13 protein-coding genes are annotated in these 18709 nt (G+C 52.1%); 1 reads left to right on the forward strand and 12 read right to left on the reverse strand.

Translation table 11 applies throughout. The features are described 5' to 3' along the window. Positions 1 to 22 precede the first annotated feature (22 nt). The 8 genes from BN3772_RS05940 to BN3772_RS05975 all read right to left on the reverse strand — a co-directional run bounded on the left by BN3772_RS05940 (position 23) and on the right by BN3772_RS05975 (position 11927). A complete protein-coding gene (locus tag BN3772_RS05940) occupies positions 23 to 922 on the reverse strand; it encodes a carbohydrate ABC transporter permease (protein ID WP_042197764.1) in 900 nt (299 codons plus the stop codon). Further along, positions 919 to 3498 (reverse strand): DUF5696 domain-containing protein, encoded by a 2580-nt coding sequence (locus BN3772_RS05945; RefSeq protein ID WP_042197766.1) that lies wholly within the window; start codon positions 3496 to 3498, stop codon positions 919 to 921. The genes BN3772_RS05940 and BN3772_RS05945 overlap by 4 nt, the downstream gene beginning before the upstream one ends. Before the next feature lie 14 nt (positions 3499 to 3512). Next, complete coding sequence (locus tag BN3772_RS05950) at positions 3513 to 4133, reverse strand: Yip1 family protein (protein ID WP_042197768.1); 621 nt, start codon at positions 4131 to 4133, stop codon at positions 3513 to 3515. Beyond that, positions 4114 to 5622: an NHL repeat-containing protein gene (locus tag BN3772_RS05955; RefSeq protein ID WP_042197770.1), complete on the reverse strand. Its 1509-nt coding sequence runs from the start codon at positions 5620 to 5622 to the stop codon at positions 4114 to 4116. Before BN3772_RS05955 ends, BN3772_RS05950 begins: the two co-directional genes overlap by 20 nt. Positions 5623 to 5634: 12 nt before the next feature. After that, on the reverse strand, positions 5635 to 6537 hold the full coding sequence (locus BN3772_RS05960; protein ID WP_042197772.1) for a carbohydrate ABC transporter permease: 903 nt from the start codon (positions 6535 to 6537) through the stop codon (positions 5635 to 5637). Between the two features lie 2 nt (positions 6538 to 6539). Further along, positions 6540 to 7445: a carbohydrate ABC transporter permease gene (locus tag BN3772_RS05965; RefSeq protein ID WP_231576400.1), complete on the reverse strand. Its 906-nt coding sequence runs from the start codon at positions 7443 to 7445 to the stop codon at positions 6540 to 6542. 22 nt (positions 7446 to 7467) lie between these two features. After that, a complete protein-coding gene (locus BN3772_RS05970; protein ID WP_244444689.1) occupies positions 7468 to 10428 on the reverse strand; it encodes an extracellular solute-binding protein in 2961 nt (986 codons plus the stop codon). 137 nt (positions 10429 to 10565) lie between these two features. Further along, complete coding sequence (locus tag BN3772_RS05975; protein WP_042197774.1) at positions 10566 to 11927, reverse strand: ABC transporter substrate-binding protein; 1362 nt, start codon at positions 11925 to 11927, stop codon at positions 10566 to 10568. Positions 11928 to 12378: 451 nt separating this feature from the next. Here BN3772_RS05975 and BN3772_RS05980 point away from each other — a divergent pair, with 451 nt between their 5' ends. Beyond that, positions 12379 to 13383 carry a LacI family DNA-binding transcriptional regulator gene (locus tag BN3772_RS05980; protein WP_042197775.1) on the forward strand — a complete coding sequence of 335 codons (1005 nt, stop codon included), beginning with the start codon at positions 12379 to 12381 and terminating at the stop codon, positions 13381 to 13383. A 123-nt stretch (positions 13384 to 13506) separates the two neighbouring features. On the opposite strand, the gene BN3772_RS05985 is transcribed toward BN3772_RS05980, so the two are convergent. The 4 genes from BN3772_RS05985 to BN3772_RS06000 form a co-directional block, all read right to left on the reverse strand. Next, positions 13507 to 14382 carry a radical SAM/SPASM domain-containing protein gene (locus tag BN3772_RS05985; protein ID WP_042197777.1) on the reverse strand — a complete coding sequence of 292 codons (876 nt, stop codon included), beginning with the start codon at positions 14380 to 14382 and terminating at the stop codon, positions 13507 to 13509. Positions 14383 to 14400: 18 nt separating this feature from the next. Next, positions 14401 to 15387 carry a Gfo/Idh/MocA family protein gene (locus tag BN3772_RS05990; protein ID WP_042197779.1) on the reverse strand — a complete coding sequence of 329 codons (987 nt, stop codon included), beginning with the start codon at positions 15385 to 15387 and terminating at the stop codon, positions 14401 to 14403. A gap of 306 nt (positions 15388 to 15693) precedes the next feature. Further along, positions 15694 to 17082 (reverse strand): threonine synthase, encoded by a 1389-nt coding sequence (thrC, locus tag BN3772_RS05995; protein ID WP_042197781.1) that lies wholly within the window; start codon positions 17080 to 17082, stop codon positions 15694 to 15696. A 228-nt stretch (positions 17083 to 17310) separates the two neighbouring features. Further along, positions 17311 to 17805: a CYTH domain-containing protein gene (locus BN3772_RS06000; RefSeq protein WP_042197783.1), complete on the reverse strand. Its 495-nt coding sequence runs from the start codon at positions 17803 to 17805 to the stop codon at positions 17311 to 17313. Between the last annotated feature and the right edge of the window lie 904 nt (positions 17806 to 18709).

Consider the following 18709-nt stretch of genomic DNA (forward strand, 5'->3'; position numbering starts at 1 on the left):
GCCGTATCCTCCTTTGCATAAATCAGTTGTAATGCACCCGTTTGGACAGCACATAGCCCACTATGACCAGGATGATGCTGATTATCAGCGTATAGATCCAGGACATCGCCGCACTCAGCCCGAAGTTCTGGGTGGTGAACGCCGTGGTGAAGATCATTTTTGTTACCGCGCTGCCTGAGAAGGAATCAATGATCGTATAGATTACATTAGTCAGGATCAGCGGGCTCACGAGCGGGAAGGTGATTTTCCAAAAGGATTCATAAGCAGTCGCCCCTTCAATCTTCGCCACCTCATACATCGCTCCGGGAACGGACTGCAGCGCTGCAAGGAAGATCAGAATCTGCACACCTGAGCTTGTAATAATCTCATAGATCCGCAGAATCGCATCGACAATGTAGTCCACGAACGACAGCGGCAGACCGATCTCGCTCAGAATCATGACCATGGACATAACGTTGTACTGGGAGCCGGATTGGCCCAGTTCATTCACGGCTGTCGCATCACCGACCAGATTGATCAGCCCCGAGGCTTCTGCTGCCGATATGGCATTGGACGCCAGAATAACCGGCAGAAAAAAGATGGCACGTGCGACGATTCTCCCCCTGAATTTCTGGTTCAGCAGCGTTGCCGAGAACAGGCTGAAGAACAGGATCATCGGCACATTCAGCACCATATCCCAGACCGATTCAGTCAGGACGCGGTTGAAGCTTGCATCGACAAACAAAGCATTATTGAAATTGGCCCAGCCCACCCCTTGAAGCGTAAAACCCGAAGGATCAACGGTTAATTTACTGAAGCTGAATTGGATGGACCGGAGCAGCGGGGCAGCGAACAGGAATATAAATCCGAGCAGCCACGGTGCTATAAAAGCAATTCCCAGCAAAGAGCGCTTATGCTGCAGGCTCAGCTTGTTTCCGTTCATGACGCTTCACCTTCAATCACATATTGTCCTGCACCGACAGCGGTTCCCCGCACGGATACATCCTTGCCGGTGTAGTTGACATAGATAGATATACCGTTGCTGTACTGCACCTCCACAACACCCTCCTGGTGGCGTGTATGGTTTACGATCTGCGCATGCTGTACCGGAGAAAGCACCTCATTCACTTCCTTGTACATGGAAACCGCCTGATCATACCAGTCCTCATAGGAGGTTGCATACATGCTGTCAAAATGCGTGAACTTCAGCTTCGAGGACGGCTCATAGGACCAGGAGAAATAAGGCGCTGACCCCAGCTCAACGGAGCGGAGCAGCTGCGTGTGCATATCCTGCTCATCGCTCAGATTGACCGGTGTTCCGGTGTAGCTGATGAAGCCGTGAACCACCATCTGATAGAAAGGCACCGCTTCATCCGTAAGCGCAAACCCGCTTGAGGACTCAGGAACATTAATCAGATGGTCGGCATATGGCCAGGCATAGGCGTTGCCGCCAGAAACCATCGTCTGTCCTGCATCCCGGCTGATTCTGTCCAGCTGCTCCTCCACGATAGCCTTGGCCGTTTCCCGCTGGATCACCCGGCTGGACCGGAAATCGGAGCTCAGCACATTGCCGAGATCCCGCAGCGATACGCCTTCCATTTCAAAGCCGGCATATTTATCCATGAACGAGTTAACATAATAGGGCAGCTTGGCTGGTGATAACAAGTAATAGCTGCCAAGCCTCATATCCATCCGGTTCAGCGCCCGGTTATACGGATACAGCTCCGCTTCCTCCCGGGTGACAAACCTTGCGGCATCTGAGGAGGGCGTGAACCCGCTGTCATCATGATAGACCTGCTGGAAAGCCACATCCGGGAACAGGGTTCCGCCTGCCTGTGCCAGCTGATCCCGAAGTAGGGTCAGCTCTGACCTGCTGCCAAGCACGCTTTCCGTCTTCAGCTTATCCGGCGTGGAGTGATTCACGCCTTTGCCGGACCAGCCGGTGTACCGCATCAGCAGCCGGCCGACGCCGTCCTGCTTCAATTCTCCTGCAATCAGCGCAGCCTGCCGGAAGGAGGTCATGGAAATCTCGGAGCGGTAAGGCACGCCGAGCAGTGACTTCTGCTTGTCGACAGCACCCAGCATATCCAGGTAGAACGGAATATCCTGCTCCTTGGACAGAGGCGTGAGCGCCTTCTCCGAGACCAGCTTATCCCGGTACAGCTCAGCCATCCCGGAATAGCTGGCTTTATCCTGGCTCAGGAAGCTGTAGCGGACCTGAATATCGCCTTTGTAGAGTTCTTCGCTAAGCAGCTGTATTTCCTGGATGGTTGATCCCGTATACAGCTCAAGCTCATCCTCGCCCCGCAGGGAATAGCTGCTGTGAATGAAATTGTAGGAATTCTTTTTGCCGCTGATATCGGCGGCAATACTGGCGATGGCATCGCCCTTCTCAATAACAGCGAACCATGCGCCATCCCCGGCCTTCATGCCGAAGACCGGCATCCGGGCGTTCTGGCTGACCTGCCCGCGCCGGTAGCTGTTGTCATTCGGGTCCGGCCCGTACACACGCTGCACATACTGCTCTTCCTTCACTTTGCCGTTGTTCAGACGGATTAGGCTGCCTGAGCCGTCTGGAACCAGCATATAGCCGTCCGTCAGTTGGTCCGCAGCGCCGAACATACTCAGCAGCTCCAGACTGCGGATCTGATATTGCCCGCTCTCCTTGACCTGATTTACAGGAATGGTTACGACCAGTGAACCCTCTTCCAGCCGGTATTCCAGCGGAATAATGAAATTAGGCTTGGACGCCCCCGATCCCCCGCCGATACCGTTCTCCGCATTATCCTGTGCCAGATCCTCAGCAGAATAGCCCGCCAGCACAAAGGCAGCGGTCATTTTCTTAAGCACCAGCGGCTTGGATACCTGGGCATCAATCCGTTCCATGATCTCGGGGCTGCCGTCCTTCGGATAGTAGCGGGTTGCAACATACTTGGCAGTCGCTGCATCCAGCTTGGACAGCACCGCCTCCTCCAGCCGGGCCTGGCTGATATACTGCGGCAGCGCATCAATGCCTGCCGAGGTATCCCCGATGGTGTAAGTAATCCGCAGCCCGTTCTTCAGGCTCTCGGCCGTGAACTGCTTACTGCTGATGCTCTGGGCGAAATTGGTGTAGGATTCCAGTGTGCCTACAGCATCACGGAACAATACAGTCAGCTGCGAGGACAGCAACTCCTTCTCAAAGCCGGAGGCCAGCGCATCCTCATTGCGGCCCTCCGGATTGCTGTACCAGAGCTGGCCCGTCCGTTTGTCCTTTACCGCTATTTCAGTCGTTTCAGCATTATAGTATAAGGACAGCTCTGCATCTTCCGCTGCCAGCAGCATGCCGTTCACACCCCCGGAGGCGTCCGGCAGTGCAGCCAGCTCGCTTCCCGCTTCAAGCTCAGATGTTACCTCCATGTAGGCGGAGGCTTCAACGGCTTCCGCTCCGCGGGAGCTGAAGTACAGTACAGCCGCGGCAATAATACAGAGAACTGCGGCACAGGCCAGCACCGCAGCCGGTAATTTTCGTTTTTTCACAGATGCGGCCTCCTTCATGTACGGAAAATCAATTCACGGTAAATATTGATAAAGAACTCGGTAATCTGCTGAATCATGCTCAGGACAAGGGTCCCGAGGAATACAACAATGCCCATAACCACTACCGTCAGCAGCATCGTTACAATCGTCTTGAGCACGGTGTACTGATGAACGGTCATAATGCCGACGAACAGCAGTGCGATGAACCAGATGGATGCCACTGACATCATCAAATAATAGAAGGCGGTTTCTTCCTCTGCCATGAACCGGCTGGCTACGACCATCGGCGTATAAATAATGACAATAGGAACGAGCGCATAGCCCGTAGCCATCATAATCTCCTTGAATTTCCCCTCGCCGTCCATCAGCGTTGTTATGGCCCAGTTGGACAGGCACCACAGGAAGAAAGGAAAAATCACGGTAAACAGCTGTGTAATGCTGTTTAACTGGCGCGGGTCATTATAATTGACCAGAAAGCCTGCGAACTGATTCTTCAGAATCATGGAGATCACTACAAGCAGCAGAATGGTCAGTGTTACCCGCAGCTTTCCTTTGCCCTCATATTTCATATCCCAAAAGCTGTCAAACGGATGCACAATGAGGTGCAGCGGGAATTTAATGAAATCCTGCCTCATGGGCGTTCCCCTCCTTATGGTTATGCGGAGCCTGCCTTGAAGCCCGGGATTGCCGCTTTTTTCTCCAGAAGCCGAATATACGGTAGACAATCCATAAGACAACCAGCAGCATTACCGATGTCAGGAAGGTTCCGAAGTGCTCCTGCATCACTTCTCTGCGGTATCGTTTGAAGGCTACGGAATAACCGTCCCGGTCCATCCCGAGCTTGAAGTATTTCATCGCTTCCTTGTTGTTTTTCTCCATCAGCAGTGACTTGCCTATGCCGATATACGCGATATCATAGTTGGCATTCAGCTTCAGGACTTCCTTCCAGACGGGAACCGCCTGTGCATCCTCACCATTGTAATGATAGCCGGCGGCCTCATTCACAATGCTGCCGAACCGGGTCGGCTTGAAGATCACGATGTTGCCCTTTCCCCGGTCAAGCACAAGCTGGCTGCCGCCGGCATACTCAATGGCTGCCGGTATTTTGAACGTCCCGGTCTGGTTGCCCTTGCCGCCGTATACATACAGCAGATCGCCTTCATCGTTGTAGGTGAACACTTTGCCCTGATTGGCATCCAGCGCACTGTACATGCCGTTCGGAAGCACCTTGATATCCGTGAACTTAGACGGCCCCACCGATATCCGGTACCGGATATCCCCCAGAACATCGAAGTAGCCGAACCGTTTCAGCACATCCTCACCGGAGGGATTAAGCCGTTTGACCGGCTCCTTCGAGCCCGGATCAATATTCGTCGCATACAGGAACCCCTTGTCATCCACATCAATGTTGGAGAATTCCGTAGGCACGAACAATGCCATCTGTGCCTTCTGCGCCTTGGTGGAGAACATCCGCCAGATATACTCGGTGTAGTCGCGCTTGACCTTATTCGTGCCGACATAGCCGATGAACACCCCGTTCTCATCGAACTGCATAATTCCCTCGAAGATGCCCTTGGCAATGACATAGACCCGTTCCGCCTGATCCACCGTTACCTTAACCGGGATAAACTTGAAATCCGCCGGCAGAATATCCGACTCCGGCTGCTCAATCAACCGCAGCAGTTCCCCTTCCGGGGACAGAACGACGATGCGCCCGTTATCCGTGTCGGCCACGAACAGATTGCCTTCGTCATTAACATACAGGCCCGAAGGATTCTTAAAGGTCTCTTCCTTGCCGGCGTTGTCAAAGCCGGTGATGACCTTATCAACCTTCCAACTGCTGTCCAGACAGATAATCCGGGCATTCCCGGTGTCCACGATATAGATCAGCCCGCTGTCCGCAACGACCATATCGGCGGGGTCCAGGAAATCGCCCACCCCGAGATCCTTGCCTGTAAGGGTACGGTCAGGGATATAGGCTGCGGGTGCAGGCACAGCTTCCTCCCAGTAATTATAGTTATAGCTCTCATATGGCACGGCCTCGGCATTCACTGGCGCGGGAGCCGCACAACTCAGCAGCAGGGATGCCATTGTCCCTGCAAGCAGCCACTTTTTTGCAATCAACTGCCTTCCCCCCTAGTCCTTCATTCCTGAAGTAGCCATCGTCTCAATAATCCGGCTCTGCGAAAAAACAAACAGCGTAATCGGCACACTCATCAGAATAAGCGCCACTGCCGCCGCCGCACCGGATCTCGCAATGCCTCCCGCTACTACCTGCCCTGCCGCGAAATGGAGCGACTTCAGCTGTTCGCTGTAGATGAAGCCGTTGCCGTCACTGCCCCACAGGATCTGAAACAGCAGAATAATCAGCGTCAGCCAGGCCGGCTTGACGTTAGGCATAACGATCGTCCAGAAGATGCGGTATTCACTGGCACCGTCGATTTTGGCGGCCTCCAGCAGCACATCCGGAATCTGCTCCATGAACTGCTTCATCAGATACAGGCCGAGTGAATAGGCGAATGCCGGTACAATAACGGCCCAGTACGTGTCGATCAGCCCCAGCCAGGACATAATCATATAGTTAGGCATGGCAGTCACGGCCGGCGTGAACATCAGCGACAGGACCACGATGGTGAACAGCACTTTTTTGCCGGGAAAATGATGCTTGGCCAGCGGGTATGCCGCTGCCGAGGCAAAGATGACGTGTCCGATAATGCCTGCGCCTGTAATGAACACCGTGTTAAAAATATAACGGGAGAACGGCACCCACGAATTCCCAAGCAGGTTAAACAGGTCAACAAAGTTATTCAGCGTAGGATTCCGCACAAACAGGGTCGGCGGGAAAATGAAAATCTCATCCAGCGGCTTAAACGCATTGTTAATGGCATAAACCAGCGGCAGAATCATAAAGGCCCCGAAGAGGGTCAGCAGGGCGAACAGTGAAAACGTGCCCCAGGCTGAACGGTTCACCCGTTTTTTGGGCATCCGGACCGCGCGTCCGATCCGCCTTCTGGTATTGGCCTGAAAGGGGATATTCATGATTATTCACCCACCTTTCTAAGGAGCTTTTGGACGAGAAGGTTCGTGGCGACCATGATCAGGAACAGGACAGTAGCAATCGCTGACGCATACCCCATCTCAAACCGGGTGGTGCCAAAATCAATTAAATGCGTAACAATCGTCTCCGCCGCATAGTTCACACTCGGGAACCCGGCCAAGGCAATGGAGACATCGGCTACGGCAAAAGCGGTCGTAATCTGGATTACGGCGCCGAACATCAATTGCGGCCGCATCGACGGCAGTGTGATGTACCACAGCTCCTGCCAGCGGTTTTTGATTCCGTCTACAGCTCCGGCTTCATATAAGGTGCCGTCGACTGTCTGCAGGCCGGCAATAAAAGCCAGGAAGCCGGTTCCCAGACTGAGCCATAGCTGCACCAGGATGATAATGGGCATGATATAGCCTTCCGTCTTCAGCCACAGAATCGGCTCCAGAATGAAGCCGAATCTCAGCAGCAGGCCGTTCATAATCCCGTAACGGTCACCGGAGAAAATCATCAGCCAGATGAAGTAGACATTCCCCGAAATGGATGGCGCGTAGAAGACCAGTGTCATTACCGCTCTAAGCTTGGGTGACAGCTCGTTAATGATCCACGCGAACACAAAACAGGCAATGTAGCTGATAGGCCCTGTAATCACTGCAAACAGCAGCGTATTTTTGAGGGCAATCAGAAAGACATCATCCTCAAGGAACAGGCGGGTGTAATTCTGCCAGCCGATAAATTTCGGAAATTCTAACATGTTGAAATATGTGAAGCTGAGCACAATCGACACCAGGACAGGTAACACCGTAAATACGGCGAACAGGATCATGTACGGTGCCATTAAAAAGTAGGAATGCTTATTGGCTCTTATCTCATGCCATTTCAGGCTCCACCAACTCTGCACGGCTTGCTCCTCCCCCTTGCTGCTATAGGCCAAACTCTCTGCGTTTGGTGCTGATCTCATCCTGTATATACTGCACGTAGTCCATGATGGATTCCCGGGCCTCCACATTGCCGACTACCGTTTTGTAGAAAGCATTGAATAAGTGTCTGCCCGTAAAATATCCGCCCGGCACCTCAGGCACACCCTCAGCCCACTCAAACTGGGCTTTCAGATTATCGTAATCGGCAACCGGCCAGGGCAGACTGTCCAGCGCCTTGATATTGGCGGTCGGATAACGCGCAGCGGCCCCCATCAGGCCTTCCATTTCGCGCCCGAACACGGTCTGTGTCTCCTCACTCGTCCACCACTTCATGAACGCCCAGGCCGCATCCTTGTCTTCCGCCTTCTCCATCATAATGACACCGCTCCCGCCGCTGGAGACCGTGCGGTCAATCGTACCATCCGCCTTCACGGTTCCCGGTATCGGTACGAAGCCCCACATGCCCCGGATCTCCGGAGCGAACACAGACAGCTGGTTGTAGACGGTGTAATCCGCTATGCCAAAAGGCATTTCCCCGGTACGGAACCGGTTCGCGAAGTCATATTCCTTTTCAAGCTTGTAATCGGTGTAGAATTCCGTCCATTGCTTGAACGTTTCAATACCGGTCCGGGAATCGAGATCTGACTCCTCCCCGCCGTTACGGTAGAATTGGCCGCCGTTCTGGAACAGCAGTGCCGCGTACATCGAGTTAGGCGGAATATTCTGTCCTTGAATAGCAGACTGGATCACAACCGGCAGACCAAACTGCATGTGGTTCTTGCTGAGCACAGCCAGCAGTGTGGATACATCCTCCCACGTCTGGGGCACCTCAAGATGAAGCTCCTCCAGAATGTCCTTGCGGTAGAACAGCATATTGAAGGTCTGGGTCTCAGGCAGTGCATACGCACCGCCGTCATAGACGAACGGTACCATCGCGCTGTCGCGGAAACGCCCCTCCACCTCTGTAAAATCGGCAAACTGCGTCAGGTCAGCCGCCGCATTACGCATGGCAAAGTTAACAGGAAGATCCGTTCCGATCTGCATCGCTACATCGGGGCCTTGACCGGCCAGTGTGGCCGGCAGCAGAGTGGACATATTCACCAGCTTCAGATTGACGTTAATGCCTGTCTCTGAGGTAAAGGTCTCATCGATCATCGCCTTCATCGTATTCGCCTGGTCGCGTCCGCTGCCAATCCAGACCGTAACTGATTTCTGGTCTTTCTCGTTGGAGACATTCCCGATCTGATTGTAATCCGTGAAGAAGGAGGCCAGGAATGTAGCTGTCTCGTGTTTTATTTTCGAGCCAAGCCCCATCCCTTTCTTCGGAAGCTTCATATCCGGCGAAGCCACATACAGCGCATCAATCTCCAGCGGCTGCTCTCTGGCCTGCTGAACCCATGTGCCGAGGCCCCCGGTATTCGTCTTATAGGCGGTAAGTCTTCTCGGGATGGTGTCCGGGTCCTCAATCAGCTCGCTGAGCTGCTGCGCCATCGTCTTAAGCAGCGCTTCCTGGTCACTGGACTGACCTGACAGCTCTACCAGCCGTTTGGCTACGTCTCTCAGCCGGTCATGCTCGGTCCCGAATACCTCCAGCATATCCGGCACCTTTTTATCCAGCTGGTAATCGCGGTATTCATCAGGCTTCGTGCCGGTAATCATCAGAATTTTGCGGTACATGGAGTTGAGGTTGTACAGGCTTTCCTCCACCTCACGGATCAGCGGGGCGAATTCGCCGAGGCTGACCTCAAGCCGCACTACATGTTTTCCTTGCTCAAGATTGTACAGATAGGGTTCATCTCCGCCCATCACATCCAGCCGGTAGCCGCTTTTGTAGCGGAAAGGGACCATGGACATTTCAGCAAACGGCACCTCGCCGTCAATGGTCAGCCTGCGGGTGGAATAAATCCCTCTTACAAAATTTTGCTGTGTTTTAAAGGCCATCTTGTACAGTCCGGTCTCAGGCACATCAATTTCCCATTCGATCCACTGGCCGGGTATCCGCCAGTTAAATCCGCCAATGGTGTTCATTTTTATTTTGGAGGAGCTGTAGGGATGAACAGCAGAGCTTGAACGCTCACTGAGCGGGTACAGCGTCGGCGATGATTTGGCTGCTGCCGCTTCTCCCTCAATGACCAGCAGCTGCTTAGCGGAAGACTGCACACCGGCGGCATCCAGCTGCTGCTTCAACTCTGCGTAAGACAACAGCACAGGCTGCTTGTACAGCTTCAGCTGCCTGATGATAACCGGCTCTCTGGAAGACTCCAGTGCCAGCGTATGTGTGCCTTTGGAAAAATAAAATAAAAAGGGCTCATTCTCATACCCGTCAGAATCCTGAAACGGCTTCTCGCTCCAGCGCGGCTGCTCAAGCTGTCTGGGTCTCAGGTCATTTCCCTGATTATCCGTCTCCAGCTGATCCAGCTGATTCACCCAGATGCGGTCAAACTGCAGAAAAGCAGCTTCACGAAACGGGAGCTCCCCGTCAATATACAATGCGCGCTCAATTGCCGAGCTTTTGCCTGCAACCGGGTAATACAGCATGGACAGATTGTAGAGTCCGGCTTCAGCAACATTGACCGTCCATTCCACTTTGCCGGCCTCTCCGGTGAGTAATGACTCTCCGGCCATCCCTTCGTAATCAGACAGCCTGCTGATTCCGCTGCCCTCAGTCAGACTGTAATCGGCAGCCTCAATAATGATCTCCTGCTCCGGTCTGGCAGCATCCTTATGCCCGGCCAGGTAAGCCGTGTACTTATCCTGGTTAAAGGCCGCTGTTCCTCCTGCAGCAGCTGCACTGTCCGGCATTTGACCGGATGCGGCTGTTGCCTGCGTATTTTTTGTTGCCGGTCCTGACTTGTCACTTGCATTTGCCTGTACGTTCAAGCCTGCCGGAAGCATAAGGAACAAGGCTAAAGCGGCAAGCGTTATATTCTTGGCCAGTTTAAAACGGCTTGTTTTACCGGTCACCAGAAGTCCTCCTTACAGCAAAAGCAGCAGTTCCCCTTGTACGGGAAGGTCCGCCTTGCTGTGGTGAAATCTTACCTGTATGCAGCAGGGGGAGCCCGCAGGCTCCCCCGCCGCAAAAGCGGCCCAGGCCGCTCCTGTTACTTGCCCAGCTTGGCGATGGAAGCCTCTGCTTCCGGTTTATACTTCTCGGCAGTCGCTGTAACCGACTGGTTATCTACGATAATATCCTTCATGTAGCCGTAGGTCGGGAACTCGGGATAAGCCGTTTCCAGCAGGATCTGGCCCGTATTGTTGATGTGATCATGCAGCATTGCTACATCTTCTTCATGGGCATAGATGCTTTCCAGCCATTCCTGGCTCGGGAAATCACCGGTCTGGGTAATGTCATACGTCTCCTCGAACGCCTGGTAAGCAGCCGCCGGGTCTTTTACTCCCTTAGGAATAAAGAAGGCATTCTTTCCGTTATCCGCATACGTCACTTCAGGCGATCCTGACGGGCCGTTAGGGAACGGCACAACACCGAAATCAAAGGTCAGATCGCCCAGATTCCACACCGGGGCCGGGAACATAGCCACATCGCCGTCTTTGAAGGTATTGAACTCGTCATAGCCGACTTTGTCAGTTCCTTTGACCTTCATGACATTCTCCACATTGTAGAGGCGGTTGATAAATTCAGCGGTCTCAATAACCTTTGGATCGGTCAGGCCTTGGGTACCTGTGGCTTCATCCACAATTTTGCCTCCGTTAGCAGCAGAGAAGTTGCGGAGGATGTCGATAGCCCAGCCAGAGAAGCCGTACGTATCGATTTTGCCGTCATTATCGGTATCCTTGGTGGCCTGCTTAGCGATTTCGATGAACTTATCCCAGTTCCATTGTCCGCTTGCGTATACCTCCTGCAGGTCAGGCAGGCCCAGCTTCTTGAATAGGTCACGGTTGTAATGCAGGCCCGCGCCGCCGGTTCCCGGCTCCGCAAAAGCGTAATATTCATTGGCGATCTGCGGGGCTTTGACCAGCAGTGTCGCTTCGTTGTTAATGTTGGATTCAGCCGTTGTGAACTCGCTGACCTTCATCAGCTGTCCCTTGAGGATGGCCGGCCACGCCGAGTTGTACTCCATAATCACGATGTCCGCAAAAGGTTCCCCTGTAAGCGCAGTTGCTGTGAACTTCGGCATAAATTCTTCAAACGGTACATTCACGAATTCGAATGTGCAGTTGTATTTCTTCTCTACCTCGGCAATCTTGGCCAGCCGCTCCTTCTCGGAAGCGGAATTTCCCGCAGGCTTGAGGTCCCACCAGGCAGCTACTTTAATGACACGCCCGCCCATATCCACCGGTGCCGCAGTAGGCTCTGCCGTCGCTTCTGCAACCGCCTCTGTTGCGGCAGGCTCTGCCGTCGGGCTATTTTTCGGACTGTTCGCTGCATTATTCCCGCCGCTGCAGGCTGTAAGCAGAAAGACCAGGCACAGCAATAAAACGGAATACCCCTTCACTCTTTTCATTCGTATAACCTCCCGTAATTTAAATAAAGCGCTTACAGACGTGTATAAAAAAATAACAACTTTGCAGAAAACCCGTTCTTTTCGGCATACCACCTTTTCTTTTGTTATTATTTTTGTTTTTATTTTGCATAACAAATATTACCACCCGTTAGGCAAACGGTCAATCAAAATTTGACGACTTTTCGGTTTTAACGCGCTTTCATTTTCTAATTTATGTATCAAAACCTAATTTAATGAACGTTTCATCTATATTTTATCGACCCACAAATAACAAAAATAACATTAAACAAAACACAAATAATCCTTTTCCATTCCCCGCAGCGCTTCCCTGCCTCTCCCCTTGATTATTAACAGTTAAAAAAAGATGTGTGAGTCCGGCCGGCTTCATGTAAAATTGTAATGCGGCTTCCTTTTGATATGTTAACCAATCTCACTAGAGTAGGATGATTTTATGCGACGCAAAGTTACGATTCAATCTATAGCCGATTTCACAGGACTGTCCAAATTTGCGGTCTCACGGGCCTTATCCAACAAACCCGGAGTCAGCTCCCAGACGCGGGATACGATACTCAAAGCAGCCGGACAGCTTGGTTATTTCAAGGACTCTCTGCCGGCGCAGGCTCCGGGCGGCCCGGTTGATCTGGATATCCGCAAATGGTCGGGAAGCATTGTAATCCTGTTTCCTAACGTGCGCTACCAGAACCCTGAATCCTTATACTGGGGTCCGGTATTTAACGGCATTTCCTCCAGGCTCGGCCAGCGGGGCATCAACGTGGTGACGTTAACCGAACCCAAGGGCGACTCGCTGTTCTCTCTCCTGCATCCGGAAGCTATCATGGGCGTGATTACCGTCGGCTCGATTTCAACCCCCATTCTGCTGGAGATCAGGAGCCTCGGGATTCCTGTGATGATGGTGGATCACGCTGACCCCGCCTTTAGAAGCGACTCCATCTTTACTGATAACCTGACTGTGATGAAGGAGCTGATGGACCTGACCCTCGGGAAGGGATACACCCGTTTCCAGTTTGTCGGCAACATCCGTGATGCCGAAAGCTTCTATGAACGCTTTCTAGTCTTCCGTGCAGCACTAGAGGACAAAGGAATCAGACTCAGCCAGATTCCTGCGCTGATCGGGCCTGAGATTGACCAGTTCAGGGAGACCTTCGCCGCTGCTGTCACCGAGCATGGACTGCCGGACATTTTCATATGTGCCAATGACACTTACGCGCTGTTTGCGATCGAAACGCTGGAATACATGGGCCTGCCGGTTCCCGCCAATCTGGCCTTCACCGGCTTTGACAACACCTATCCTGCACTGCCTCTTCTGGCTACCGTGAATGTCGATAAGGGACAGATTGGCATGCGGGCGGTAGACCAGATGCTGTGGCGAATCCTTAATCCCGGCGCCAGCTTTGAAAAAATCCTTATCCAGGCTGATCTGATCATCAAAGGCTGACATTTGGAGCAGGACTCCGCTACGCAGCACAACGCAGCACAACTAAAAAACCTCTCTTTAGCAGAATGGATAGTCATACTCCATTTCGCTAAAAGAGAGGTTTTGTTGTAGACAGACTTCTTATCAGGTCCCGAACCGCTGCCGGTACCCGCACTTGCGGCACAGCTCCTCCACCGCTTCCCTGCGGGAGAAGCCGTAGAACAGATTATTCGCCCGCTCGCCTTCAACAATCTCGGAGAACGGCTGCTCATGCAGATTGCCGAGGTTGATGACGCCCTCGCCGTCCAGACAGCACGGTACCACCGTGCCGTCAACCAATACCGCCGCCTGGCTGCGCAGCGCATGGCAGAAGCCTTTGCCGTCATCCTCCGGCTCATGCAGGGCCGGCCATCTGAACTCGTGGTCCTGGTTCAGATAGACGCGCGGCGCAATCTTGACGCCGCTGCCGGGAACCACCTTTTCTTCAATCCGGTAGTCCAGATTGAAGGCCTCCTCCAGCACCGCTAATGTCTCGCGGTTGCGCATCCGCGTCACATTCGTCTGATTGTCCTCGGTCAGATTCCACAGCCGGAAGGAGATGATCACGCCTTGCGCCGAGGCTTCGCGGACAAACGAAATAATCTCCCGCAGATAGCCCCCGCGGTTCTCGGAGCCCTCATGCCCGTCAAAGCTGTGCAGCGAGAAATTCATCTGGCGCAGCGCCGGCTTGCCGATGATCTTCGGTCCGGCCTTATGAATCAGTGTCCCGTTAGTTGTAATATTAACCTTGAACCCTTTGGCGTACGCTAGATCCAGCAGCTCGCCGATCTTTGGATGCAGCAGGGGCTCTCCCTTAACATGAAGATAGATATGATTGCTGTGCGGCTTGATCTCATCCAGAATTTTGTTAAAGGTTTCAGGCTTCATGAAATTTTTCTGCCGTTCCGTAGGCGGACAAAAGCTGCAGGCCAGGTTGCAGACGCTTGTAATCTCGATGTATACCTTTTTAAATGTCTTCAAGTGCTGCTCCCCATTTCACTATAGATCCGACGCATAACGGAGACCGATTTGCACTCTGGCCTCCTCCATAATTTCTGCTACCGCCAGCGAGCTATCATGGCTGTTGATGCTGCTCTCGCGCTGTCCGCTTTTCAGCAGCTCAATAAACTCATGCGCTTCATAATACATCGCCTCATATACCTGCGGCACGGTAAGCTCCTCGATCGTCCCGTCGCGGTAGTGGATTTTGACCTGATAGGGCTGGTTGATTTTGTCGATCACCATCGTCCCGTTCTCCCCCTGAATTTCAGCAGGCAGATACGAATCCGTAATTTTGGAATGCATAATAACGGCATCCATATCAGGGTAGCTCATAACCATACTTCCTTCCCCGTCAACCCCGGAGGTCAGCATATGGCCTGCCGCCTTCACCGCATCCGGCTTACCAAACAGCGCCACCATCGGATACAGGCAGTAGATGCCCAGATCCATCAGGGAACCGTTGGAGTATTCCGGATTAAAGGCATTGAGCACATTCCCCTGGCGGTAAGCATCATACCGGGAGGAGTATTGACAATAGCTCGCGAAGTAACGCCGTACTGTGCCCAGCTTATAGAGATTGTCTTTGATTACACTGAAATTCGGCATCATCGTCGATTTCATCGCTTCCATCAGCAGAACATCATTAGCACGCGCCGCCTCGATCATAAGCTTCAGCTCTCTGCTGTTGGAGGCCGCCGGCTTTTCACACAGGACATGCTTGCCGTGATTCATACAGATCAGCGCCTGTTCAGCATGCATGGAGTTAGGACTGGCTATGTACACAGCGTCCACTTCCGGACTGGACACCATATCTTCCAGATTCGTATAAATAGCGGCTCCCGCATATTTGGCGGCGAAAGCCCGGCCTTTTTCCTCAGTACGTGAAAATACCGCAGTCAGAATAAAATCCTCATTCTCCAGTCCTGCCTGAATAAAACGGTCTGTAATCCAGTTGGTGCCAACGACCCCGAAACGAATTGTCATGAGTGATCCCGTCCTTTTGTCTTATTGATCTATAACTGCTATTTTCTCACTCCATGTCAGGGATGTCCACTTTTTGAAGGGTAATTTCCGACAATTTCCGCTAGATTTTTCATGTGAAAAAATGCACCTGTCAAACCGGCCTGTTCCTTCCCACAATCGGGCTGTAAAAAGCGGCTGTCAGCAGAATACCCGCCATTTCCCATTCCTATTCAGCAGTGCCTTCAGAAGCTAAACCGGGGACAACGAACAATGTAAAAAGGCCCGCTCTTTTTCAAGAACGGACCTCCGGGTATGCCAATAATTCTTTTATGCGAAAAAATTCTGCAGCTCGCGTACAATATTCGCCTTATCATGCTCCACAACCGTCATATGCTGCGGCATTTCGGACAATGCGGAAATCTGCGGCGGGAATTCCTGCTGGATGCCGGTCAGGGCAATCGCCTCGTCGAATTTGGCAGGATGTGCAGTTGCGAACGTAATCGTAGTTTCATCCGGTCCGCTGAACGCCTCATAGGCGGCAATTCCGCAGGCCGTGTGCGGATCAAGCAGGTAGCCGTACTCCTGCTGATACTTGGTGATGATATCGAGACATTGCTGATTCTTCGCGCCAAGTGCGGCAAAATCTGCTTGTACCTGCGCAAACAGCCCGCCATCCACCGTAATTTTACCGTCTGCCGTAAGCCCCGCCATATAGTCTGACAGCTTCACCGCATCCTCGTCCAGCAAATAATACAGATAACGCTCAAAATTGCTCGCCACCTGGATATCCATCGAAGGGCTGTAGGTGCTCGTAAAGTTCCCCGGTTTGTATTCGCCGGTCAGGACGAAGCGTTCGAGGATGTTATTTTCATTCGTGGCGATGATCAGCTTATTGACCGGCAGGCCCATCTTCTTAGCCAGGAAGCCTGAGAAAATGTTGCCGAAGTTGCCCGAAGGCACGCTGATATTGATCTTCTTGTCACCGCTGTTCTCAATCTGCAGGTAAGCATAGAAATAGTAAACCGTCTGGGCCAGAATACGCACGAAGTTAATAGAGTTAATCGCCCGCAGATGGTATTTTCCTTTGAAGTCCAGATCGGCGAACAGCTCTTTAATCACCTTCTGACAGTCGTCAAAGTTACCCTCCACAGACAAATTCAGCACGTTGCTGTCATCCACAGTGGTCATCTGCAGCTCCTGCACCTTGCTCACCTTGTTATGCGGATGCAGAATACAGATTTTGATGCCTTCTTTGCCGCGTACGCCCTGAATCGCCGCTGCACCGGTATCCCCCGAGGTTGCCCCGAGAATATGGATAATTTCACCGCGTACCTTGGCGATATAGGAATACAGCTCACCCATGAACTGCAGCGCCACATCCTTAAATGCAAACGTCGGCCCGTGGAACAGCTCCAGCACATACAGGGAATCCGTTACTTTATGAAGAGGCGTCACTTCCGGCGCACGGAAATTGCCATAGCTGGTGTAGACCATTTCTTTGAGATCATTGTAAGGAATTTCATCATTGGTATAGTACGAGAAAATCTCCAGGAACAGCTCCTGGAAGCTCAGCTTCCGCCAATCCTCCAGCGTATCCGGGGAGATGACCGGAATTTTGGCCGGCACCATCAGCCCGCCGTCATCTGCCAGTCCCATCAGAACTGTATCAATAAAGCCTCTAGCTTGCACTTTTCCTCTTGTGCTTATATACTCCATACCTGTCTCATCCTCCTGGACCCCTCTTTATTTATCCTGCGTTGAACTTCCCTATATATTAGCACGTTTAAGCGTTAAAGTCCGTTACTTCCGTGTTAACTTTTGCAAGTAGAGACGGCTTCGTCGTCCTTCAGGGAAGGCGACATCCGTTTCTGCGAGAAATTTCAGACCTGTATAAGTCCCTTGACTTAACCTTTCTGATATTTTGAAAAAATGCGGATGCCGCCCTTATTTCTTCTGCAGCTCTTTCCAGACGGTTTTGTTGCTGTACTTTTTCTCGACGCTTACATCCTGTCCGAACCATTCAGGGGCACTGAAGCTCTGCGCTTCCTCCAGGGAATCGAACTCCACTTCAATTACAGTAAGCTGCAGCTGGGTATAGACGTCGATCTCTACAGTGATGCCGTTCCATACCGCTGTAGTGCGTGTTTTGACCAGGGGAACTGCCTTAACCGCCTCGACCATCTGATTATAAAGCCCCTCCGAGATGTCGTATTCAATCTCCTTGCGGCTGATGCCCTTGCCGTCCTTGAATGTATGTGTAAAGGTTATCTCGCCCGAATCCAGATCAGTAATTTTGCGTACCCGCAGCTCCTGCCCGTCCTCAATCGCCAGATACGTCTGGTCAATGCTGTGCCGTGTAATCACTTTGAGCTCTCCGCCCTCAATCAGCTGCTCCGGATATTCCGGCAGCAGGAATTTGAGTTCAATTTCCATAGACATGCTGTCTCACTCCTCTATACGCTGTACGGTATTTAATATACGCTCTGCGATGTTTTATATTATTTATCATCATAGGGGCAGGTCATACGTTAGTCAATCGGTCAGGGTGAAAGCAGGGGGTTGGACACGCTTACTACTCCCTTTCACAAAATAGCCCGCCGCCCCTTTCCCTGCTGCGTATTGCAAGCTGAATCCATTTAGTTGGATTTTCGTCACTTAATCCGGCCGTTTTTCACCTTTTGTGAGAATTAGGTGGAAAAACGTCATCTATTCGGGGCCGCAACACCCTTTTGGACCGGAAACTGTAGGATTAAGTGTCTTTTATCAAACTAAACGCCTCACATCGGTAGCTGGTCCATAATTAGGTGATGAATTTCCACTTCGTTGGCTCAACGATTCTCAGCAGATCAATCTCCCTAAAACAGACACCCAACATAACTGCACTTTGTGCAACTAAACTAGCCTTTTTCGGCGTTATTCTCAGAATAACTGCACTCTGTGCAGCTATTCCAGGCTGTTTCGGTGAAAAGCGGGCTTTTATGTTTTTTTAAGTGTACAGAGTGCAGCTATTCCGGAAAACAGAGGGTTTCTCCTCAATATAGCTGCAGAAAGTACACTTATTTCGTTTGACGGGAAAATGTGCCCCGCCGAAAGCGTCGTATTATCGGAGCAATGTCGGCAGGCCTGCATTAGAGGGTAAGCATCAGTGGCGAGATATTAACAGCTCGACATTGGCGGCTCAGCAGCAGCTACTCAACTTCAACTATTCAACTTCAGCTACCCAGCTTCAACTACTCAACTTCAGCTACTCAGCTTCAGCTACTCAACTTCAGCTACTCAACTTCAGCTACCCAACTTCAGCTACCCAACTTCAGCTACTCAACTTCAGCTACTCAACTTCAGC

It is taken from the genome of Paenibacillus camerounensis, assembly GCF_000723885.1.
Classification (GTDB): Bacteria; Bacillota; Bacilli; order Paenibacillales; family Paenibacillaceae; genus Paenibacillus_AQ; species Paenibacillus_AQ camerounensis.